The 19,798-nt window shown below is 65.1% G+C and carries 21 protein-coding genes; 9 read left to right on the top strand and 12 right to left on the bottom strand.

The window, feature by feature from the left end:
• Window positions 1-82: 82 nt before the first annotated feature.
• Genes cydB through C5N93_RS17105 form a run of 3 tightly spaced genes read left to right on the top strand, consistent with a single transcriptional unit; the run spans window position 83 to window position 1,851 of the window.
• Window positions 83-1,081, top strand: a complete 999-nt coding sequence (cydB, locus tag C5N93_RS17115) for a cytochrome d ubiquinol oxidase subunit II (RefSeq protein ID WP_150722920.1) — start codon at window positions 83-85, stop codon at window positions 1,079-1,081.
• On the top strand, window positions 1,065-1,268 hold the full coding sequence (locus C5N93_RS17110) for a hypothetical protein (protein ID WP_242560228.1): 204 nt from the start codon (window positions 1,065-1,067) through the stop codon (window positions 1,266-1,268). The genes cydB and C5N93_RS17110 overlap by 17 nt, the downstream gene beginning before the upstream one ends.
• Window positions 1,269-1,278: 10 nt before the next feature.
• The gene (locus tag C5N93_RS17105) at window positions 1,279-1,851 is read left to right on the top strand and encodes a YbhB/YbcL family Raf kinase inhibitor-like protein (protein WP_150722918.1); all 573 of its coding nucleotides are present in this window, start codon (window positions 1,279-1,281) and stop codon (window positions 1,849-1,851) included.
• Window positions 1,852-2,055: 204 nt separating this feature from the next.
• On the opposite strand, the gene folE is transcribed toward C5N93_RS17105, so the two are convergent.
• The 6 genes from folE to C5N93_RS17075 all read right to left on the bottom strand — a co-directional run bounded on the left by folE (window position 2,056) and on the right by C5N93_RS17075 (window position 6,079).
• A complete protein-coding gene (gene folE / locus C5N93_RS17100) occupies window positions 2,056-2,622 on the bottom strand; it encodes a GTP cyclohydrolase I FolE (RefSeq protein WP_150722917.1) in 567 nt (188 codons plus the stop codon).
• Between the two features lie 199 nt (window positions 2,623-2,821).
• Entirely contained in the window at window positions 2,822-3,100 is a 279-nt protein-coding gene (locus C5N93_RS17095) for a hypothetical protein (RefSeq protein ID WP_242560227.1), read from the bottom strand.
• A 115-nt stretch (window positions 3,101-3,215) separates the two neighbouring features.
• The gene (locus C5N93_RS17090) at window positions 3,216-3,362 is read right to left on the bottom strand and encodes a hypothetical protein (RefSeq protein ID WP_242560226.1); all 147 of its coding nucleotides are present in this window, start codon (window positions 3,360-3,362) and stop codon (window positions 3,216-3,218) included.
• A gap of 170 nt (window positions 3,363-3,532) precedes the next feature.
• The gene (locus C5N93_RS17085; RefSeq protein ID WP_242560225.1) at window positions 3,533-3,769 is read right to left on the bottom strand and encodes a hypothetical protein; all 237 of its coding nucleotides are present in this window, start codon (window positions 3,767-3,769) and stop codon (window positions 3,533-3,535) included.
• A gap of 160 nt (window positions 3,770-3,929) precedes the next feature.
• Window positions 3,930-4,637 (bottom strand): response regulator transcription factor, encoded by a 708-nt coding sequence (locus tag C5N93_RS17080; protein WP_242560224.1) that lies wholly within the window; start codon window positions 4,635-4,637, stop codon window positions 3,930-3,932.
• Between the two features lie 104 nt (window positions 4,638-4,741).
• A complete protein-coding gene (locus C5N93_RS17075; protein WP_242560223.1) occupies window positions 4,742-6,079 on the bottom strand; it encodes a HAMP domain-containing sensor histidine kinase in 1,338 nt (445 codons plus the stop codon).
• 269 nt (window positions 6,080-6,348) lie between these two features.
• Here C5N93_RS17075 and C5N93_RS17070 point away from each other — a divergent pair, with 269 nt between their 5' ends.
• Genes C5N93_RS17070 through C5N93_RS17055 form a run of 4 tightly spaced genes read left to right on the top strand, consistent with a single transcriptional unit; the run spans window position 6,349 to window position 11,087 of the window.
• On the top strand, window positions 6,349-7,323 hold the full coding sequence (locus C5N93_RS17070) for an HlyD family efflux transporter periplasmic adaptor subunit (protein WP_242560222.1): 975 nt from the start codon (window positions 6,349-6,351) through the stop codon (window positions 7,321-7,323).
• Window positions 7,320-8,354 carry an ABC transporter ATP-binding protein gene (locus C5N93_RS17065; RefSeq protein ID WP_242560221.1) on the top strand — a complete coding sequence of 345 codons (1,035 nt, stop codon included), beginning with the start codon at window positions 7,320-7,322 and terminating at the stop codon, window positions 8,352-8,354. The genes C5N93_RS17070 and C5N93_RS17065 overlap by 4 nt, the downstream gene beginning before the upstream one ends.
• Window positions 8,351-9,493 (top strand): ABC transporter permease, encoded by a 1,143-nt coding sequence (locus C5N93_RS17060; protein WP_242560220.1) that lies wholly within the window; start codon window positions 8,351-8,353, stop codon window positions 9,491-9,493. Before C5N93_RS17065 ends, C5N93_RS17060 begins: the two co-directional genes overlap by 4 nt.
• A gap of 7 nt (window positions 9,494-9,500) precedes the next feature.
• Complete coding sequence (locus C5N93_RS17055; protein ID WP_347403311.1) at window positions 9,501-11,087, top strand: efflux transporter outer membrane subunit; 1,587 nt, start codon at window positions 9,501-9,503, stop codon at window positions 11,085-11,087.
• Here C5N93_RS17055 and C5N93_RS17050 read toward each other — a convergent pair.
• The gene (locus C5N93_RS17050) at window positions 11,059-12,030 is read right to left on the bottom strand and encodes a LysR family transcriptional regulator (RefSeq protein WP_242560219.1); all 972 of its coding nucleotides are present in this window, start codon (window positions 12,028-12,030) and stop codon (window positions 11,059-11,061) included. The genes C5N93_RS17055 and C5N93_RS17050 overlap by 29 nt on opposite strands.
• A 146-nt stretch (window positions 12,031-12,176) precedes the next feature.
• Here C5N93_RS17050 and C5N93_RS17045 point away from each other — a divergent pair, with 146 nt between their 5' ends.
• Window positions 12,177-12,596: a VOC family protein gene (locus C5N93_RS17045; RefSeq protein WP_150722913.1), complete on the top strand. Its 420-nt coding sequence runs from the start codon at window positions 12,177-12,179 to the stop codon at window positions 12,594-12,596.
• A 140-nt stretch (window positions 12,597-12,736) separates the two neighbouring features.
• A complete protein-coding gene (locus C5N93_RS17040) occupies window positions 12,737-13,441 on the top strand; it encodes a fumarylacetoacetate hydrolase family protein (RefSeq protein WP_242560218.1) in 705 nt (234 codons plus the stop codon).
• Between the two features lie 892 nt (window positions 13,442-14,333).
• Here the strand turns inward: C5N93_RS17040 and glpK are convergent.
• The 5 genes from glpK to C5N93_RS17015 all read right to left on the bottom strand — a co-directional run bounded on the left by glpK (window position 14,334) and on the right by C5N93_RS17015 (window position 19,497).
• On the bottom strand, window positions 14,334-15,836 hold the full coding sequence (glpK, locus tag C5N93_RS17035; protein WP_242560217.1) for a glycerol kinase GlpK: 1,503 nt from the start codon (window positions 15,834-15,836) through the stop codon (window positions 14,334-14,336).
• Between the two features lie 93 nt (window positions 15,837-15,929).
• Complete coding sequence (gene glpD, locus C5N93_RS17030) at window positions 15,930-17,468, bottom strand: glycerol-3-phosphate dehydrogenase (RefSeq protein WP_242560438.1); 1,539 nt, start codon at window positions 17,466-17,468, stop codon at window positions 15,930-15,932.
• Window positions 17,469-17,741: 273 nt separating this feature from the next.
• Window positions 17,742-18,593 (bottom strand): DeoR family transcriptional regulator, encoded by an 852-nt coding sequence (locus tag C5N93_RS17025; protein ID WP_242560216.1) that lies wholly within the window; start codon window positions 18,591-18,593, stop codon window positions 17,742-17,744.
• A gap of 187 nt (window positions 18,594-18,780) precedes the next feature.
• The gene (locus C5N93_RS17020) at window positions 18,781-19,287 is read right to left on the bottom strand and encodes a hypothetical protein (protein ID WP_242560215.1); all 507 of its coding nucleotides are present in this window, start codon (window positions 19,285-19,287) and stop codon (window positions 18,781-18,783) included.
• A gap of 63 nt (window positions 19,288-19,350) precedes the next feature.
• Complete coding sequence (locus C5N93_RS17015) at window positions 19,351-19,497, bottom strand: hypothetical protein (protein WP_174981405.1); 147 nt, start codon at window positions 19,495-19,497, stop codon at window positions 19,351-19,353.
• Window positions 19,498-19,798 lie beyond the last annotated feature (301 nt).

Below are 19,798 nucleotides of genomic sequence, written 5' to 3'. Positions count from 1 at the left end.
ACGCGCTCATACCGACACGCCCCGACACACTTCGAACCGCATCGGCACGCTTCGACACTTACCGGACATAGCGAGACTTCTCATGGATCTGACCCTGGCGTGGGCCGCCATCATCGCGCTCGGCCTTTTTCTCTACGTGGTGCTCGACGGTTTCGACCTCGGCATCGGCATCCTCTTCCCGTTCTTCCCCGACGCGCGTGAGCGCGACACGATGATGAACTCCGTCGCCCCCGTCTGGGATGGCAACGAGACGTGGCTCGTGCTCGGCGGCGCCGGTCTGCTCGCGGCGTTCCCGATGGTCTACTCGGTACTGCTCTCCGCGCTGTATCTGCCGCTCGTGCTCATGCTCGTGTGTCTGATCTTCCGCGGCGTGGCCTTCGAGATTCGCGGCAAGTCGCGTCGCACGCGGCAGTGGTGGGATCTCGCGTTCATCGGCGGATCGGCCGGGGCGACGTTCTTCCAGGGCGTGGCCCTCGGCGCCTACCTGTCGGGCATTCCCGTCGAGCACGGACAGTTTGCCGGCGATGCCTTCGCGTGGGTCACGGCGTTCAATCTGTTCACCGGTCTCGGATTGCTCGTCACGTATGCCCTGCTCGGCGCGTGCTGGCTGATCGGCAAGACCGAGGGCGATCTGCAACGTCGTCTGCGCGTGCTCGCGTGGCCGTTGACGATCGCCCTCGTCGCCACCATGGCCATCGTCTCGTTGTGGACGCCGCTGCGCTTGCCGCTCGTAGCAGAACGCTGGTTCGACGGCCAATGGTTCTGGCGCTGCCTGCCGGTGCCGTTCGTGGTCGCGGGGGCCACGCTGGCCATGCGTCGCGTGCTGCAACGCGCGCACGACGCCACGCCGTTCTGGCTCGCGATCGGTCTCGTGTTTCTCGGCTACAGCGGTCTGCTCATCAGCGCGTACCCGTACGCGATTCTGCCGGGCATCACGCTGTGGGACGCCGCCGCGCCGCACTCCAGTCTCTCGTTCACGATGTGGGGCGCGGCCTTCATCATTCCTGTGATCCTCGCCTACACGATGCTGGCGTACTGGGTCTTTCGCGGCAAGGTGGCACACGATGCGCACTATCACTGATCTCGTACGTCCCGGCGTGCGCCGTCAGCGCGAGCGCGACGGCACCCACACCCCTGACATGGCTCGCCCGGCATGGCAACTCATGTGGATTCGCTGGGGATGGTTCGTGGCGCTCTGGTGCGCGGGTGTGGCGGGCACGGCCCTGCTTGCACTACCATTCAAACTCATCATTGCAACTGCCAAATAGGAGGCAGCTTATGAATCGGCTTTCATCCCCGAACGTGACGCGCATTGCAGGGGCCGCGGCCATGGCCGTCACCCTGCTTGCCGGATTCGCCGGCACGGCACGTGCGGAAGGCATGAGCGTTTCATCCAGTGCATTCACCGACAGCGCCCTGCTGCCTGCGATTCACGCTGGCCTCGACGCCTGCGGCGGCGAGAACAAGAGCCCGCCGCTCGAATGGAAAAACCTGCCGCAGGGTACGCGCAGCGTGGTCATCAAGATGACCGATCCGGATGGCGCAAAGGGTGGCGGTGTCGTTCACTGGATTGCCTACAACATCCCTGCATCGATGACGTCGCTGCCCGCCGGCGCGGGCGAGAAAACCGGCCCGAACATCACGGTCGGCAAGAACATCACCGGTTCCGAGGCCTATCGCGGCGCCTGCCCGCCGGTCGGCGACACGCCGCATCACTACATCATCACGGTGACGGCGACCGATATCGCCCCGGGCGATCTGCCTGCTGGACTCGACGCCAACGGCCTCGCAGCCAGGCTCGCCGGTCATACGCTGAACGGCTCGACGATCGTGGCGCGCTACGGTCGCTGAGGTCGCTGATGGCGCTGTCGTCGCTGACGGCGTGACGTCGACGGGGAAACCTTGCCGGTCGCGCCCTCCACGCGAACGCGACGCATCAAAAGAAAACGCCAGCGGCATCCACCGCTGGCGTTTCTCGTTTCAGACCGTCGCGAATTAAACGTGTAGGTCGAACGCGTCAATCGAACGCGTAGAACGGCGCGAACCGCCGCGCGATCACTTGTCCCGGGCGAGGGCGAGGAATTCCGTGCGCAACGCCAGATTCGGCTGCAACTCGCCGAGCATCGACGACGTCACCGTTTCCTCACCGGCCGTGCGAATGCCACGGCTTTCCATGCACATGTGACGGCATGACACCACCACGCCGACCGCCTTCGGTTGCAGGTGCGTCATCAGCGCTTCGGCGACTTGCGTCGTCAACCGCTCCTGCACTTGCAGACGACGTGCGAAGCAATCGACCAGACGCGTGAGCTTCGACAGGCCGACGATCTTGCCGTTGGGCAGATAGCCGATCGTCGCCTTGCCGAAGAACGGTGCGAGGTGATGCTCGCAATGGCTGTAGACGGGAATACCGCGCACCACGATCAATTCGTTGTATTGCTCGGCGCCGTCTTCGAAGACCTTGAGCACCTCGGCCGGGTCCTGGTCATAGCCCGCCGTCCATTGACGCCATGCCTTCTGCACACGTGCCGGCGTTTCGTGCAGGCCGGGGCGGTTCGGATCTTCGCCGATGTGTTTGAGGAATCGCTTCCAGTCGTTTTCGTCGAACGTGTCGTGAGACATATCAATCAAGCTCCGTTGCATTGGATCCGGGGCGCTGCGCCAACACCGCTCGCGCCTCCCCGCGCCGCCGGACATGTGCGCACAATAACAGAGAGTCTCATCGCACGCATGAAGCCTTCTTGATCTTGTCTGGTCCATGATGAGGGCCGCGCCGTGATCCGGACACCACGGCTGCATCATGCCTGCGGCCTCACGCGGATCAGTCGCAGACACGGTAATGACGCCAGTGCCAGCCGTAGTAGCCGTTGTCAGGCTCGCGGCGGGCGATCCAGTGACACACGATCGGACGCGGCGCGACGACCACGACAGGCGGAGCCACAACGGCCGGAGGCGGGGCAACGACCACCGGCGTCGGCGCCACCACCACCGGGGCAGGCGCGGGTGTCACCACCACCTGCGCCGCAGCCGGCTGTGCGGGGGACATCAGGATAAATGCGGCGCACAGCGTGGTCGCGAACAAAAAAGAAGATTTCAACATAGTCGCGTATTCAAAGAGAGCGATGGCGGGAAAGCCTTAAAAAGCGAAATGAGTGAGTGAACGCACAACGAAGAAGGCAAAGGCAATGTGGTCGCAAACCGTTGCGACAAATGGTTTAGCGCCAATAGCCGTGATGCCAGTAGCCCCACGAGTCGTAGTGGGCAGGCACCCACTGCGCTGGGGCGGCCGGGGCGACGACACAACCGGTCAGACTTGCGGCGATTCCGAGCAGCAGCGCGATGAGAGAGAGTCGTTTCAACATGTTGGCGATCGGCCGACGGGGCATACCCCGGGGCAAGTCCTGTAGCAAATGAAGGGAAAAACATGAAGCGGGCGGCGTGAGTGCGGCCCAGAAGCGCAAGACGCCGCTAACGGCTTATCGAACGCGGCAAGACGGGAAAGCCCGCCGGCGTCTTACGATCCGCAGTCGTGTCAGGGCGGATGTAGCCGCAACGCGACCTCGTCATCGAAATCCGCAGCGCACAGCGACTGGCGATACGTTTCCAGCACCTTGCCGTCGAGCAGATCGATCACGTCATCATCGTCGTTGCGATGCTTGGCGACGGGTAGATGACTGCCCCGGCAGGCGGACAGCGCGAACGCGGCGATTCCGGCAGCCAGCAGACATCTCAGCCTGCGGTCGCCACGCCAACGGTCCTGTTTTGCCATGATGCCTCACTCGATATGTGCTTCGGTGGGACATATCGTAGAAGCGAAGAATGAGCGGGAAATGAGCGTGAGAATGCGTCGTATCAACACGACGCACAGCGCGCACGATGCGACGGCCGGATCGTAGCTTCGATGGCGGATCGACAGTAAGTATCCCTCGTCAGTCGGCGTTCTCGCCGCGCTGACCGGCGTCGCCCGCCTGCCCCACATTACCGAGCATCACCGTCCAGCCGAGGCCGCGCACGTTGCGAATCACCGATGCGCCGACCTTCTTGCGCACCGAGTGGATCAACGCGTCGACCGCGTTGCTTTCGACTTCCTTGCCCCAGCCGTACAAGCGGTCTTCGAGTTGCTCACGCGAGAGGATCGTGCCGGGCCGCTCGAGAAACGCCAGCATCAGCGAAAACTCCCGTGCGGACAGCACCGTGGTCACACCGTTGCACGTGAGCGTGCGTTTATCCAGATCGAGATTCAACGCGTCGTCGCCAAGCCGCGAAGACGCGTAGCCCGCTTTGCGGCGAATCACCGCGCGCATGCGCGCGAGCAACTCGGGAACCGCGAACGGTTTGAGCAGGTAGTCGTCCGCCCCAAGATCGAGGCCTGCCACACGCGACTCGAGATCGTCCTGCGCGGTCAGAATCAATACCGGCACTGCGACGCCTGCCGCCCGTACGGACCTGAGCAGATCCATGCCGCCCATGCCCGGCAAGCCCAGATCGAGCAGCACGACCATGTAATCGGCGTCAGCGACGGCATGTCTGCCGGCCACGCCATCGCGCACCCAATCGACGCTGTGCCCCGCGTCCTTCAAGGCGCGCAGCAGACTTTGGCCGATCTGGACATCGTCTTCGATGAGCAGCACTCTCATGTCTTTGACCTCATGAAACCGTGACGTCTTGTTTGCCTTATGAACGCTTGACCGCTTGACCGCTTGACCACCGTACGGCATCCGTGCGTCAGCCGGATCGTGCGTCATGCCCCAGCGGTGCGCTCGACCGGCAGGCTGACCGTCGCCACGATGCCGGATTGTCCGTCGCGGCGGTTGCGCAGGGTGACAGTGCCCTCGTAACGCATAACGATCGCCTTGACGATCGCCAGCCCGAGCCCGCTGCCCTCGCCGTCTGCGTTCACGCGAAAGAAGCGATCGAACACGCGCGGCAATACGCTTTCGTCGATTCCCGGGCCGCTGTCCATCACCACGATGTCCACACTCAGGCCGCGCACGCGAGTGGAGATGTCGACGCGCCCGCCGTTGGGCGTATATCGCACCGCATTGCAGACGAGATTGCGCACGACGGTATCGACGTCGAGCGCGACCGCCTGTACGCGAGCGTCGTCCATTTCGTCCGCGCCGATATCGATGCCACGCTGTATCGCTGTGGGCAGCACGTCGGCGACGGCCGTCACGACCGCCGCGCCCACGTCCACGCTCGTCATCGCACGCGTCATGGACTTGCCCACGGGCGGCGCGTCGGCGCGGGCGAGTCTCAGCAACTGCGTGATGAGGTTGCTGCTGCGCGAAATGCCGCCCTGCAACTCCCGGAAACGTTCGAGGCTGCCCGGTGCAATTTCGCCTTGCAGATTGTCAGCTTGCAGTTGTAGCGCGGTGAGCGGAGTGCGCAATTCGTGGGCGGCGTCGGCAATGAACTGACGCTCCGTCTCAATCGAATGAGCTAGCCGCTCGATCATCATGTTGATCGAACGAACGAACGGCAGCAGTTCGTTCGGCACGCCGGTGAGCGGCAAAGGTTGCAGATGGTTCACGTCGACGGCACGCGCGCGCGCGCCGAGCTGGTTCAGTCGTCGTAACGACCGACTCACGACGAGCAGCACGGCGACCCACACCAGCGGAATGAACAGCACGATCGGCCAAAGCGTGCGCGTTGCCGCGCGCTTTTCGATGGAGTCCCGCACCGAGATACGTTGCGCGATCTGAACGAGCTGATCGGGACGCCGCCGGGTATAGAGCCGCCACTTCTCGCCGTTGATCTCTCGCGTGGTGAAGCCAAGCGTTGCATCGCGCGGCAGCGTTATCGTCGGGTCACTGGCGAACGCCGGCGCGTCCTCACCGTTTTGCCAGACCGCGATCACGAGATCGTGCGTGTCCGGTCTGGTGAGCAGATGGAACGACAGCGAGCCGTCGCTGAAGTCGACACGCACCCGCGTCGCCAGCCATTCCATGCGCCGGTCGAGCAACGCCGACGTCCCCGTCACGGAGAAATGGTAGGAGCTGACACCCTGTATCACGGCGAAAAGGCTGACCACCACGCCGATGGCGATCACGAGCTGGTTGCGAAGCGATTTGAGCATGAATGAACTTGCGAGATGCCAATGCCGTGGGCTTTCCGGGGTCCCCCCGCTGACGTCGTAGCGGCATGAGCGGCCGGTCGGCGCGGTGCCGCAAGACGGCGGCGCCAACGCATGATGATAGTAACGAAGAATGAGCGAAGAATGAGCGCATAAAAAATTGAAAATCACTTGAGAATCAAGAGATTAGTGAGTGCCCTCAGTCCCGATTGCCTCCCGCTGCGCTTTTGCGCTAAGGTGGCGACGGACACCCGCAACGCACGAGGCGCGCCATGTCGGCACCCCGACGCATGTGCACCAACGCGATGACTCTTGCTGCCGTGGCGACATTCGCCCTGCTGGCAGGCTGCGGCGACGGCGGCCCCAAGCCGTGGCAGGGCTACGTCGAGGGCGAGTTCGTCTATGTCGCCTCCTCGCAGGCCGGCACCTTGCAGACGCTTTCCGTCGCGCGCGGCCAACAGGTCAAGACCGGGGATGCCCTTTTCGATCTCGAAGCCACCTTCGAGATCGCCGCACAGGCCCACGCCCGCGAGACGCTCGCGAGTGCCGAAGCCCAACTGCGCGATCTCGGCACCGGCAAGCGCCCCGACGAGATTGCCGTCTCGGCCGCGCAACTTCAGCAGGCGATTGCCGAGCGCGACAAGGCCGTCACCCAGTTCGACCGCGATCAGGCGCAATACGCCGCCGGTGGCATCTCGCGCGAGCAGCTCGACGCCAGCCGTGCCGGTGCCCGCAGCACCACAGCACGCGTTCAGGAGTTGCAAAGCAGTCTGGCCGTCGCCCGGCTGCCCGGACGCGAGGCGCAACGTCAGTCGCAGGCCGCGCAGGTCGACGTGGCGCGGGCATCGCTGGCGCAAGCCGACTGGCAGCTCGCGCAGAAGCACGCGGTAGCCAACGCGCCGGGGCGCGTGTACGACACGATGTATCGCGTGGGCGAGTGGGTCGCGGCAGGCAGTCCCGTCGTGCGGCTTCTGCCGCCCGCCAACATCAAGGTCCGGTTCTTCGTGCCGCAAGCCGCGCTCGGCGACCTGCATGCCGGTCAGACGGTGCATATCGCTTGCGACGGCTGCGGCGCGGGTGTCGACGCCCGTATCACCTACGTCGCCAATCAGGCGGAATACACGCCGCCCGTCATCTACAGCAACGACACGCGCGACAAGCTCGTCTACATGATCGAGGCGCATCCGGCGCCGGCCGACGCGATCAAGCTCAACCCCGGGCAGCCGGTGCAGGTGAGTCGTCAATGACCGGCCTCGCTGCCTCGACGCGCGACGGGACACCGACGTCCGGCGAAGGCGCCGACGGCGCGCGCAACGGGCATGACATCCACGATAACCACGACAGCCCCAACGAACTCGCCATCGACGTGCGTGGACTGAACAAGCACTTCGGTGACAAGCACGTCGTGAAGGACCTGTCGATGCAGGTCCGGCGCGGCGAGATCTTCGGCTTTCTCGGACCGAACGGCAGCGGCAAGACCACCTGCATTCGCATGATGTGCGGCCTGCTCACGCCCGACTCCGGCAGCGGCACGTGTCTGGGCTTCGACATCGTGCGCGAGAGTGCGCAGATCAAGCGGCACGTCGGCTACATGACGCAGCGCTTCTCCTATTGGGAAGACCTGACGATTCGCGAGAATCTCGATTTCGTCGCCCGCGTGTACGGCATGCCGAACCGCAAGGACACCGTCGAGCAGGCCATCGAACGGCTCGGCCTCAAAGCGCGCGCCAATCAACTCACGGGCTCGCTCTCGGGCGGATGGAAACAGCGGCTGGCGCTGGCGGCGTGCATGCTGCACGAGCCGCAGGTCCTGCTGCTCGACGAGCCGACCGCCGGGGTGGACCCGACCGCCCGTCGCGACTTCTGGGAGGAACTGCACGAGTTGGCCGCACGCGGCATTTCGGTACTGGTCAGCACCCATTACATGGACGAAGCCGAGCGCTGCCACAAGCTCGCCTACATCTCGTACGGCGAATTGCTGGCACAGGGCTCGGCGGCGGAAGTCATCGAAAGCCAGCACCTGTCGACGTGGACCGTGCATGGCGACGATCTCGTCGATCTCGCCCGGGAACTGCGCGAGCAACCCGTCGTGGCGCAAACGGTCGCGTTCGGCAGCGCCCTGCACGTGAGCGGCACGGATGCCGACGCGCTGGGCAAACTGCTTCGCGATCTGGCCGACACGCGCGGCCTTCGCGTAACGCCCATCGACACGAGTCTGGAAGACGTGTTCATCTATCTGATGAGCCACGCCAGGGACAACTTCGGAGACGGGACGTGAGCGCGCCGCTCGGGTTCTCCATCGCCCGCTGGTGGAGCATCGTCTGCAAGGAATTCCTGCAACTGCGGCGCGACCGGGTGACGTTCGCCATGATCGTCGCCGTGCCGCTCGTGCAACTGACGCTCTTCGGCTTCGCCATCAACACCGATCCGAAGCACATGCCCACGGCCGTGCTGATGCATGACGACAGCGAGTTCACCCGCAGCTTCGTCGCCGCGATGGAGCACTCCGAATACTTCCGCCTCACAGAAACGCTGTCGAGCGAAGAGGCGGGCCGCGCTGCGCTGGCACAGGGCCGCGTGCAGTTCGTGCTCAATATCCCGACCGATTTCACACGACGGTTGTTGCGTGGCGAGCGCCCCGCCCTGCTCGTCGAAGCCGATGCCACCGATCCGATGGCGATGGCCTCCGCGCTCGGTGCACTGCCCGCCATCGTACAGTCCGTCGCGCAGAAGGACCTGACCGGACCACTGGCCGGGCTGGCAGGCGGGCAGAGTGCGTTCGACGTGCAGGTGCACCGTCTGTACAACGCCGAGGGCATCACGCAGTACAACATCATTCCCGGCCTGATGGGCGTGATCCTCACCATGACGCTCGCGATGATGACCGGGCTGGCGATCGTGCGCGAACGTGAGCGCGGCACCATGGAGAATCTGCTCGCGACACCGGTGCTGCCCATCGAAGTGATGACGGGCAAGATCGTGCCGTACATCGCCATCGGTCTGATTCAGGCGAGCATCATCCTGATCGCGGCGCGCTTCGTGTTTCACGTGCCGTTCGAGGGCAGCGTGATCGCCATCTACCTGTCGGCGCTCGTCTTCATCGCCGCCAACCTGACGGTCGGTATCGCGCTCTCGTCGTTCGCGCAGAACCAGTTGCAGGCGATGCAGCTCACCGTGTTCTACTTTCTGCCGAACATGCTGCTGTCCGGCTTCATGTTCCCGTTTCGCGGCATGCCTGCGTGGGCGCAGGCGATCGGCAACGTGCTGCCGCTGACGTATTTCAACCGGCTCATTCGCGGCATTCTGCTCAAGGGCAACGGATGGGCGGACGCCTGGCACGATCTATGGCCGCTGCTCGTTTTCTGCGCCGTGCTCATGACGGTGGCCGTCAGATTCTATAAACGCACGCTCGACTGAACCGCCTATGCGAGCCGCCCGCCACGTGCTTTCTCGCCTCAGTTCCTGCCCCTCGGCGCTCGCCATGATGGGCGGGCTGATCGTGGCGTGCGCGCTTGCCGGTGTGCTGTCGGGCTGCGCCGTCGGCCCCGATTTCCGCACGCCAGACACCCCGGCCGTCGCGCGATACACCACCGGGGCGCAGCCCGAAACGACATCGGGTACGCCGGACCTTATGGCACCGCAAGGCCAGCGTCAGACGCTCACGACCAATGCCGACGTGCCCTCTGCCTGGTGGACGCGCTTCGGCTCGACCGAACTGAACGCGCTCGTCGCGCAGGCGCTCAGTGACAGTCCGACACTGCGACAGGCCGAAGCCAAGCTGCGGCAGGCGCAGGAGGACTATCGCGCGCAGGCGGGCGCGCGGCTCTTGCCATCGGCCGATCTGAAATTCTCGGGCACGCGCGAGCAGGTCGACCTCGCGTCGTTCGGCATAACTAGCGTGCCGAGCCCCGGGCCGTTCACGCTGTACAACGCCAGCGTGGACGTGTCGTACACGCTCGACGTCTTCGGCGGCAATCGCCGTGCGCTCGAAGGGCTGGCCGCGCAAATCGACTATCAGCGCTTCGAACTCGACGCGGCACGGCTCTCGCTCGCCGGCAATGTCGTCACCGCCGCGCTGCGTCAGGCCAGCGCTCGCGCGCAACTCGCCGCGCTCGAAGGCATGCTCGTTGCGCAACGCCAGCAGCTCGACATTACGCGCTCGCGTGAGCGCGTCGGAGGCGTGGCGACGCTCGACGTCCAGAATCAGGCTGCGCTGGTCGCGCAAACGGAAGCGCAATTACCGGGGCTTCGTTTGCAGATATCGCAATACGATCATCAGTTGGCACGCTGGGTCGGTCAGGCGCCCGGCGCCTTCACATCGCCCGCCATCGACATCACCTCACTGCAATTGCCGCAGACGGTACCGGTCTCGCTACCGTCGACGCTGGCTCAACGGCGGCCCGACATCCGGGCCGCGCAGGCACTGCTGCATAAAGCGAGTGCCGATGTCGGCGTGGCGACGGCGAACCTGTATCCGCAATTCACCCTGACGGGTAGCTTCGGCACCCAGCGCATGCGCACGGCCGATCTGGGCGATGGCATCAACATCTGGAACCTCGGCATGAACCTGCTGCAACCGCTCTTTCGCGGCGGCGAGCTACGTGCCCAGCGACGCTCGGCCATCGCCGCGTACGACGCCGCACTCGCTTCGTATCGGGACACGGTGCTGCTGGGTCTCGCGCAAGTGGCGGACGCGATGCGCGCCCTCGAAGCCGACGCGGACAAGCTCACCGCACAGGCCGACGCCGCGCAGCGCGCCGAGAACGCCTACCGAATCTCAAGCGAGCGTTACCGTGTCGGGGGCATCAGCCATCTGGCATTGCTGGACGCCCAGCGTCAGGCGCTCGATGCGCTCCGAGCGCGGCTGGACACGCAAGGCGCGCGGCTGGTGGACACCGCTGCGCTGTGGCAAGCGCTGGGAGGCGCGACGATGGCGTCGTCGCCAGGGAACGGCGATGTCACACCCGGCGCCGCCGACGACGTCAGCCCTGCGAATCCGCCTCGTCGCTAAGACATTTCATCAGCGTACCCACGGGCGCTCGCTTGAGCGCCGACTGACGCACCAGCACCCCAAGCTCGCGCGTGAGCGGCGCGCCTGACAGCGGCAGCACCTGCACGCCCGATGCCGCTTTAGCGGCTTTGGCGACATTGTCGGGCTCGTTGGCACCTCGGCCCCGCAGCGCGCCACGAACGGGCGCACCCGGCGCCTTCGCATCGACCGGCAGACCGATGAGCGTGGCCGGCACGATGGACCATCCGAGTCCCGCGCGCACCATGCGCAGAATCACTTCGGGCTCATCGAGCTCCACGCCTTCACGCACCCACAACCGGTGACGTCGCAAGTACCGGTCGACGAGATCGCCGCCGTAGGAACGCCGGTTGTAGCGCACGAACGGCAGCGCCAACGCCCAGTCGGCGACGTCTCCGCGCGTGCCCTTCGGCGCAATCGCAACGTACGGCTCGTGCATGAGCGTGAGCCACTTCATGTCGGCCGGCACCCCGATGCGCGGACGGATCATCACCGCCAGATCGAGCTCCTTGGCGTCGAGTTGCGCGAGCAGTTGCACCGACATGCCGGGCACGATGTTCAGATGCGGCATGGCGCCAAGCGCGGTCCAGCGCTGTACCGCACCGGGCAAGAGACCGAGCTGCACCGTGAGGATCGCACCGACGTGGATGGGCGCGAGCGCCGCCAGCCCGCCCTGCGCCCCGGCGTCTCCACGCATCGCCTGATAGCCCGCAATCACGCCTTGCGCCTGCGCCAGCAGACGCCGTCCGTCGTCAGAGAGCGACACGGCGCGCCCGGTGCGCTCGAACAGTTGCACGCCAAGGTCGTCTTCGAGACGCTGGATCTGGGCGCTCACGGCCGATTGCGTCAGCCCGAGACGCGTACCGGCCGCCGAGAACGACGCGGTTTCGGCAGCCGTGACGAAGGTTTTCAGGTAGCGGATCATGGATCGAAAATTTCTATGCTGAGCGGTCGAATTATTCGTTTCTGATTATTTTTATCGATGGATAGAATTTACAGCAAATCGACGCATCCATCGCGACACGCGCTGTGCACGACGTCGTTCAACCCCACATTGCACCGGAGTCCCCTATGGCCACGCCGCTTTTCCACCTCGCCTTTCCCGTCCACGATCTCGCTGCGGCCCGCCAGTTCTACGGTGACGTGATGGGCTGTGCCGAGGGCCGGAGCTCGGATCACTGGATCGACTTCGACTTCTTCGGCCATCAACTGGTCGCGCACCTGTCGCCGGACGACGCCGGCAAGCGCATCACCAACCCGGTCGACGGCGACGACGTCCCCGTCCCGCATTTCGGCGTTATCCTTGACATGCCTGCATGGCACGCGCTCGCCGACCGGCTGCGCGCGGCGGGCACGCGCTTCGTGATCGAGCCGCACATCCGTTTCGCCGGACAGGTCGGCGAACAGGCGACGCTGTTCTTCTACGACCCGTCGGGTAACGCGCTGGAGTTCAAGGCGTTCGCCGACATGTCGCAGGTGTTCGCCAAGTAACCGCGAGTCAGCGGCCAGGCCGTGGACCGGCGCGTCGGTCAGGCCATCCGAATTCCCGATGTCGTCACCGGGCTTGTCCCGGACGACGTCGGTTTGTGTTTGTTGTTGGTATTCGTCTCACATCGTTCGAGAGTCTTCTCATGAGCCAATTCGTTATTTCGGCCCCGCCCCAGGCGTCGGTCTCTGTGGCCGGCAGCGACGCCCGCTTCCCCGTGCGCCGCGTGTTTTGCGTCGGCCGTAACTACGCCGCACACGCCCGCGAGATGGGCAGCAACCCGGACCGTGAACCGCCGTTCTTCTTCATGAAGCCGGCCGACGCCGTCGTGCCCGCCGAGGGCACGCTGCCCTATCCGCCGCTCACGAGCGAGCTGCATCACGAGATCGAACTCGTTGTCGCCATCGGCGCCGAGGGCGAGAACGTGGATGCCGGCGATGCGCTGTCGCTGGTGTGGGGTTATGGCGTGGGCGTGGATCTGACGCGCCGTGACCTGCAACAGCAGGCCAAAGACACGCGTCGGCCGTGGGACTGGGGCAAGGCGTTCGACGCCTCGGCACCGTGCGGCCCGCTGCACGCCGTGGCCGACGTCGGTCATCCTAACGAGGGCCGCGTGTGGCTCGACGTAAACGGTGAGAACCGTCAGACCGGCGACCTCAACGAACTGATCTGGTCGGTGCCCGACCTGATCGCCGAGATCTCGCGCAGCGTGAAGCTCGCAGCCGGCGATCTGATCTTCACCGGCACGCCCGCCGGCGTCGGTCCGCTCGAACCGGGCGACAAGGTGAGCGCCGGCGTCGCCGGCGTGGGCGAGATCGCCTTCACCGTCGGCCAGAAACCGGCCGCCTGAGCGAGCCCCGTCAGGGGTTGCCTGACGTGACGGCAAGGATATCCACAGCAACTGTTGATAACCCTTTGCATAAGTCCCCTGCCGGCGGCGCAATCGCCCGCCGGCATTGACTGTCAAGTGCATTGCCTAATTTGCCGTCACGCGCGTCTTCACTCGCTTCTTCATGCGTCGCCTCACCATCGCTCATTGACGCAACGCCGTCGTCTCCCCGTGCACCGCTGCCCCGCGTGAAACATTTGCCGCGCGCGTGCCTTCCGGTCGTTCAATCCTGAAACGTTTTTCGCTGCACGGCGCAAATTTCGCCACCGTGCTCGTCGAACTTCTCTGACGATTCAATGGGTTGCGAGCATTGGCATGCTTCTCGCATTAATGAGGGGGCAAGCCGTCCGCCCCCGGGGAAGTCTCTTCGCCAGGCCGACCGCCTCGGGAATCACGCCATGCACGCCACATGGCCCCGGCACGCCCGATGCCTATCCCTCGCCGGGAGCGCCCCGGGTGCGGACGGATTTGCACCAGAGACCGACGGCGCGTGAAGCGTCAGATGTCAAAGACGCCGCGCCGGCCGGTCGGATCGGACAAGGGAATCGAATCAGGGAGAGGATCATGCAAATGCGCCGCACCGGGCCTTGCGCCCTAAGTCCCTGCGTCAGATCGCTCGCACCGGCGAGCCCGGCCAAGTCGGCCCGTCGTCATCCGCGCGAGCGGTGTGCAAGCTGGCGACACCGTCGGCACGAAGCCGCTGGTGATCGCCGTCATGTCGCGCCCGGTCGGGCGCTGCGCTGAAGCCACACTTCGGCGAGGCGACGCCGTCCGGTGACTTCAGCGCGTGACTGTCGCCGGCATGGCACGCGACAGCCGGTCGGCACGCTTTCTGCCAGCTATCAGATATCCATCAGCTATCTTCGGCCCACGCCTTCGCCGCGCGCACCGCACGTTGCCAACTGCCGACCGCACGCTCGACTTCCTGCCCGGACAGCTTGCGCGAGAAGCGCTGCTGCAACTGCCACTGGCGCTGCAACGTGTCGATGTCGGGCCAGTAGCCCACAGCCAGTCCCGCGAGATAGGCGGCACCGGCGGCCGTCGTCTCGATCACCTTCGGACGCACGACATCTGCCCCCAGCAAATCGGCCTGCCACTGCATGAGCAGATCGTTGGCTGCTGCGCCGCCGTCCACTCGCAATTCCGACACATGCAGACCGGCATCGGCTTCCATGGCGCGCAGCACGTCGAGTGTCTGGAAAGCGATGCTGTCGAGCGCGGCGCGGGCCACATGGGCCGCCGTGGTGCCGCGCGTGGCGCCGAACAGTGTGCCGCGCGCGTGCGGCTGCCAGTGGGGTGCGCCGAGTCCGGCAAACGCGGGCACGAGCACGACGCCGTCGGCATCGGGCACGCTCGTCGCCAGCGCTTCGACATCGCGCGAGTGACGAATGATGCCCAGTCCGTCGCGTAACCATTGCACGACCGCACCGCCGATGAAGATGCTGCCTTCGAGCGCGTAATCCACCCGGTTGCCGATCTTCCACGCGACCGTGGTGAGCAGGTTATGGCTCGACGCCTGCGGCTTGTCACCGGTGTTCATGACCATGAAACAGCCCGTGCCGTAGGTATTCTTCACCATGCCGGGCGAGAGGCACATCTGGCCGAACAACGCGGCCTGCTGATCACCCGCAATGCCGGCGATCGGCACCGGCGCAGAGAACAGCGGCGTGGCCGTATGCCCGTAGACTTCACTCGACGAGCGCACCTCCGGCAGCATGCTGCGCGGCACGTCGAGCAGCGCGAGGAGTTCGTCGTCCCATTCGAGCGAATGGATGTTGAAGAGCATGGTGCGCGAGGCGTTCGACACATCCGTCACATGCAGCTTGCCGCCCGTGAGATGCCACACCAGCCAGCTATCGACCGTACCGAAGGCGAGATGCCCCGCCTCGGCCGCCTCGCGCGCGCCGTCGATATGATCGAGAATCCAGCGGATCTTGCTGCCCGAGAAGTAGGAGTCGATGCGCAGACCGGTGCGGCTCGCGACCAGCGCTTCGTTGCCTTGCGCACGAAGCTGCTCGCAGAAGTCCGCCATACGACGGTCTTGCCACACGATGGCGTTGTACACCGGCTCGCCCGTGCGGCGATCCCAGACGATCGTGGTCTCGCGTTGATTCGTAATGCCGATGGCCGCGATGTCGTTGCCGCCGACGCCAGCGTGCGTCAACGCCTCGGCAGCGACACCGGCCTGCGTTGACCAGATCTCGCGCGGGTCGTGCTCGACCCAGCCGGGATGCGGATAGATCTGACGAAATTCCTTCTGGGCGGTCGCCACCACATGACCGTCGCGATCGAACAGTAGCGCTCGCGAACTCGTGGTGCCCTGATCGAACGCGAGGATGTACGCGCCTCCTGACATTGTCTTCGTCTCCTTGATGCGATGGCGGCCGCACTGGACGGCGGCCGCTCTTTGCTTTGTGTGGCGCTCAGGTCACCACTTGGGCCACCGCGCTCAGGCGGCCATGGCCAGATGCTGCTCGAACCATTGGGCCACGCTGGCCTCGCCTTCCTTACCGACGTGCAAGCCGAGTTTGGTCCGGCGCCACAACACGTCCTGCGCGGTGCGCGCCCATTCGTATTGCACCAGATAGCGCAGTTCGGCCTCGTACAGATCGCCGCAGATGCGCTGCCCCAGACCGTCGAGCGAATTCGCATCGCCCACGAGCACGTGCGTGCGTGTGCCATACGTGTGAGCGTAACGTTGTGCGAGCGACGCCGGCAGCCACGGCATCTGTGCACGCAGCGACGTCTCGAACACGCCGGCGTCCGGTTCGGCCATGTCGCCGCCCGGCAGCGATGCGCCGGCCGTCCAGTCGCCGTGCGTGAAGCCCAGCGCGCCATGAAGATGCGACATCGCCTCTTCCGCGAGACGACGATAGGTCGTGATCTTGCCGCCGAACACCGACAGCAGTGGTGCGCGCGTGCCGGGGGCATCGAGTTCGAGCTTGTAATCGCGCGTCACCGCCGACGGATTGGCGACGTCCTCCTCCATCAGCGGACGCACGCCCGCATACGTCCACACGACATCGGCCGGCGTAATCGCCTTCGTGAAGTACTCGCTGGCCGACTTGCAGAGGTAGTCGATCTCGTCGTCGTTGATCGCCACCGTTGCGGGGTCACCGAGATATTCGAGATCGGTCGTGCCGATGAGTGTGAAATCTCGCTCGTACGGAATCGCGAAAATGATGCGCTTGTCGGGATTCTGGAAGATGTACGCGTGGTCGTGATCGAACAGCTTGCGCGTCACGATGTGGCTGCCCTTGACGTTGCGGATACGATGCGTCGCCTCCTGACGCAGCACGTCGCCCAGCAGGTGACCGACCCACGGTCCGGCCGCGTTGACGATGGCGCGCGCACGCACGGTCTGACGCTCGCCCGCCGTCGTTTCGAGTTGCGCCGTCCAGGAGTGTTCGCCGCGCTCGGCGCCGGTCAGACGCGTGCGCGTGAGCACCGTTGCACCTCGCTCGGCGGCGTCCTGCGCGTTGAGCACCACGAGGCGTGCGTCCTGCACCCAGCCGTCGGAGTACACGAACCCGCGCGTCAGATCGCGACGCAGCGGCACGCCTGCCGGATGCTGACGCAGATCGATGCCGCGCGAACCGGGGAGAATCTCGCGTCGCGCGAGGTGATCGTAGAGGAACAGGCCCGCGCGAATCATCCAGGCCGGGCGCAGATTCGGCATGTGCGGCATGACGAAACGCAGCGGCCACATGATGTGGGGCGCGGCGCGCAGCAGCACTTCGCGCTCCTGCAACGCTTTGCGCACCAGCCCGAACTCGTAGTACTCGAGATAGCGCAGGCCCCCGTGGATCAGCTTGGTACTGGCCGACGACGTATGCGACGCCAGATCGTCCTGCTCGACGAGCAACACGCGCAGGCCGCGACCGGCGGCGTCGCGGGCGATGCCGGTACCGTTGATGCCGCCCCCCACGACCAGCAGGTCATACGGGGCAGCAGGCGCAGCGGCTGCGGAAGATGTCGTGGAGGCCAGTCCGTTCACGGCTGGGGATTGCGCGGGTGTCTGCACGTCGTCACTCCCAATATCGGGGGCAAATCAGGGAAAAGGTCGAACGGGTTCACGAAAGCTCGGAATGTTCGAAATGTTCGGAATGTTCGGAATTTTCGTGAACGCTCTGAAAATGTTCGTTTTCGAACATCAACATTCGAATTCTAACAGATCACGCCATATGAGTTTCGAATTCGCACATTTCAACGTCCCGATGTGGGAGTTCGCACATTCGTCATCGCACGCGTCCGGGCGGCGTCAGTCCGCCACGTGGACCAGCGTTCCGGCCTCGGCAATCACCGCCTCCATGCCTGCCGGGACCGGGCGGTCGGTGAACAACGCATCGACTTGCGAAAGATGGCCGAGCCGCACGAGCGCCGGACGTCCGAACTTGCTGTGATCGGCGGCGAGAAACACCGTCCGGGACTGCGCGATGATCGCTTCGGCCACCCGCACTTCGCGGTAGTCGAAATCGCGCAACGTCCCGTCGGCGTCGATGGCGGAGATGCCCACGATGCCGAAGTCGACCTTGAACTGACGAATGAAATCGAGCGTGGCCTCGCCCGTCACGCCCTGATCGCGTGCGCGCACCACGCCGCCGGTGATGATGACCTCGGCGTCGGCGTAGTTGCTCATCATCGCCGCCACGTGCAGGTTGTTGGTGATGACACGCAGACCACGATGGCGCGACAGCGCCCGCGCCACGGCTTCCGTGGTGGTGCCCAGATTGATGAAGAGTGACGCGTGATCGGGAATTTGCTCGGCGAGACGCACCGCGATGCGACGCTTTTCGTCGGCCAGTTGCGTCTGACGGGCGTCGTACGCGTCGTTCTCCGCGCCCCCGGGCAGGCCGACGCCCCCGTGGTAGCGCCGCACCCACTTGCGTTCGGCCAGGAAATTGATGTCGCGGCGGATGGTTTGGGGCGTGACGTCGAAGCGCGCCGCCAGTTCGTCGACGGTCAGGAAGCCATCGCGGCGAACCGCGTCGAAAAGCGATTGCTGGCGCGGGTTGAGCGACGCCTGTGTCGCGTCACCCGTCGCAGCAGGGCCATCGGGGATGTCGAGGGCATCGACAGGGTCGGCGGATTCGACAGATTCGGTAGAGGACATCGGCACGCACGCAGGTAATAGCCTTCGCGCCGCCCGACCGGCCGCGCGTTCGCCGTCATGATACTCCGCCGTTGTATGACGTCGCGGTGACAACAGCATGACAGCCGGGCCGACGCCGCCACCGCCCGATGACGCGACGGCGTCTGCGCGAGCCTGAATTAGTCCCTGCGAAGACGCCGGGAAGCCCTCAGAGGCACTGACGCACGGCGTCGGCCAGCGATTGCGGGCCCGTCGAGCCGAGGTAGAGCGACCCTTCGCTGCCCGGCTTGCGCGGGGCGAGGTCGAGAATGGCGAGAATGCCGTCGTCCTGAGACGAGAGTTCGAGCGTCTGTCCCACACCCGCCTTGACCCGCTGCAAACGGGCGTAAGGCAGTTGCTTCTTCCAGAGACGCGCGGTGCAGGCGCTCACGCGCGGGAAGGTCTTCTTCGACGATCCCTGCCAGACGGCGCCATTGGCGCGCGCATCGCTGATCGTGTCGCGATAGGCCGGCAACGTCTCGACTTTTACGTTTTCCGGTGCGACGTCGGCGACGCTGCCCACCGGCGGATCGTCAGGCTTGGCCGCGACCGGCGCGGTCTGCGCGCACCCGGCGAGCAGCACCGCCAGCGCCAGACTTGCGAGGCTCGCCGCCCGCACGACACCGCGCTGCGCAGCGCGCACCGTGCCGAAATTCGTGTTGATGCCCCGGTTCATGGCCCCGCTCCACACTTGCAAATCGTTGCCGCACGCGTCGCGTCAACTGGCAGCCGCCGGCTGTCACGGCAGGCCGGGCGATATCTTGACGTCATGCAGGATCTGGTCGAGGCGCGCCATCTCCGGCAGCCACGGGATGTCTTGATGCATCCGTGCCGGGCCGCCACGCGCGCCGTCTTGTTCGTTGATGTTGACCGGCTTGTTGTTCACTCACGCGCACGCCCGTTTCACGCGCCAGTTTCGCAAACGAATCTGCGAAACCTGCGGCCTGTCGGGTGACGCATTGCCGATTGGCGCTCATCTTACTCGTGTTATTCATAGCATGGCAATTCGCGCAATGCGCGCCGGCCCGAATCGCGTATATTGGCGGTTTCTGTCACACTGCGTCGCACCGCTTCGCGTCCCATCCAGCAGCGAAGCCAGCGTGCGACCCCGCCCGCCGGACTACGGACTCACCGTCCTGCCGGTACGCCATAAGCGATAACAACAAGCGGGCCGCGTCTTCACCTGC

This window comes from Pandoraea sp. LA3 (assembly GCF_022696215.1).
Lineage (GTDB): Bacteria > Pseudomonadota > Gammaproteobacteria > Burkholderiales > Burkholderiaceae > Pandoraea > Pandoraea capi.
Note: the sequence above shows the minus strand (reverse complement) of the source record. Positions and strands in the feature narration are given on the sequence as shown.

Coding starts and splice junctions, on each gene's coding strand:
- C5N93_RS17055 (WP_347403311.1), top strand. CDS start 9,501: ATGCGAGCCGCCCGCCACGTGCTTTCTCGCCTCAGTTCCTGCCCCTCG.
- C5N93_RS17050 (WP_242560219.1), bottom strand. CDS start 12,030: ATGATCCGCTACCTGAAAACCTTCGTCACGGCTGCCGAAACCGCGTCG.
- C5N93_RS17070 (WP_242560222.1), top strand. CDS start 6,349: ATGTCGGCACCCCGACGCATGTGCACCAACGCGATGACTCTTGCTGCC.
- folE (WP_150722917.1), bottom strand. CDS start 2,622: ATGTCTCACGACACGTTCGACGAAAACGACTGGAAGCGATTCCTCAAA.
- C5N93_RS17080 (WP_242560224.1), bottom strand. CDS start 4,637: ATGAGAGTGCTGCTCATCGAAGACGATGTCCAGATCGGCCAAAGTCTG.
- C5N93_RS17065 (WP_242560221.1), top strand. CDS start 7,320: ATGACCGGCCTCGCTGCCTCGACGCGCGACGGGACACCGACGTCCGGC.
- C5N93_RS17020 (WP_242560215.1), bottom strand. CDS start 19,287: ATGAACCGGGGCATCAACACGAATTTCGGCACGGTGCGCGCTGCGCAG.
- C5N93_RS17045 (WP_150722913.1), top strand. CDS start 12,177: ATGGCCACGCCGCTTTTCCACCTCGCCTTTCCCGTCCACGATCTCGCT.
- glpK (WP_242560217.1), bottom strand. CDS start 15,836: ATGTCAGGAGGCGCGTACATCCTCGCGTTCGATCAGGGCACCACGAGT.
- C5N93_RS17040 (WP_242560218.1), top strand. CDS start 12,737: ATGAGCCAATTCGTTATTTCGGCCCCGCCCCAGGCGTCGGTCTCTGTG.
- C5N93_RS17025 (WP_242560216.1), bottom strand. CDS start 18,593: ATGTCCTCTACCGAATCTGTCGAATCCGCCGACCCTGTCGATGCCCTC.
- C5N93_RS17105 (WP_150722918.1), top strand. CDS start 1,279: ATGAATCGGCTTTCATCCCCGAACGTGACGCGCATTGCAGGGGCCGCG.
- C5N93_RS17090 (WP_242560226.1), bottom strand. CDS start 3,362: ATGTTGAAACGACTCTCTCTCATCGCGCTGCTGCTCGGAATCGCCGCA.
- cydB (WP_150722920.1), top strand. CDS start 83: ATGGATCTGACCCTGGCGTGGGCCGCCATCATCGCGCTCGGCCTTTTT.
- C5N93_RS17075 (WP_242560223.1), bottom strand. CDS start 6,079: ATGCTCAAATCGCTTCGCAACCAGCTCGTGATCGCCATCGGCGTGGTG.
- C5N93_RS17085 (WP_242560225.1), bottom strand. CDS start 3,769: ATGGCAAAACAGGACCGTTGGCGTGGCGACCGCAGGCTGAGATGTCTG.
- C5N93_RS17095 (WP_242560227.1), bottom strand. CDS start 3,100: ATGTTGAAATCTTCTTTTTTGTTCGCGACCACGCTGTGCGCCGCATTT.
- C5N93_RS17110 (WP_242560228.1), top strand. CDS start 1,065: ATGCGCACTATCACTGATCTCGTACGTCCCGGCGTGCGCCGTCAGCGC.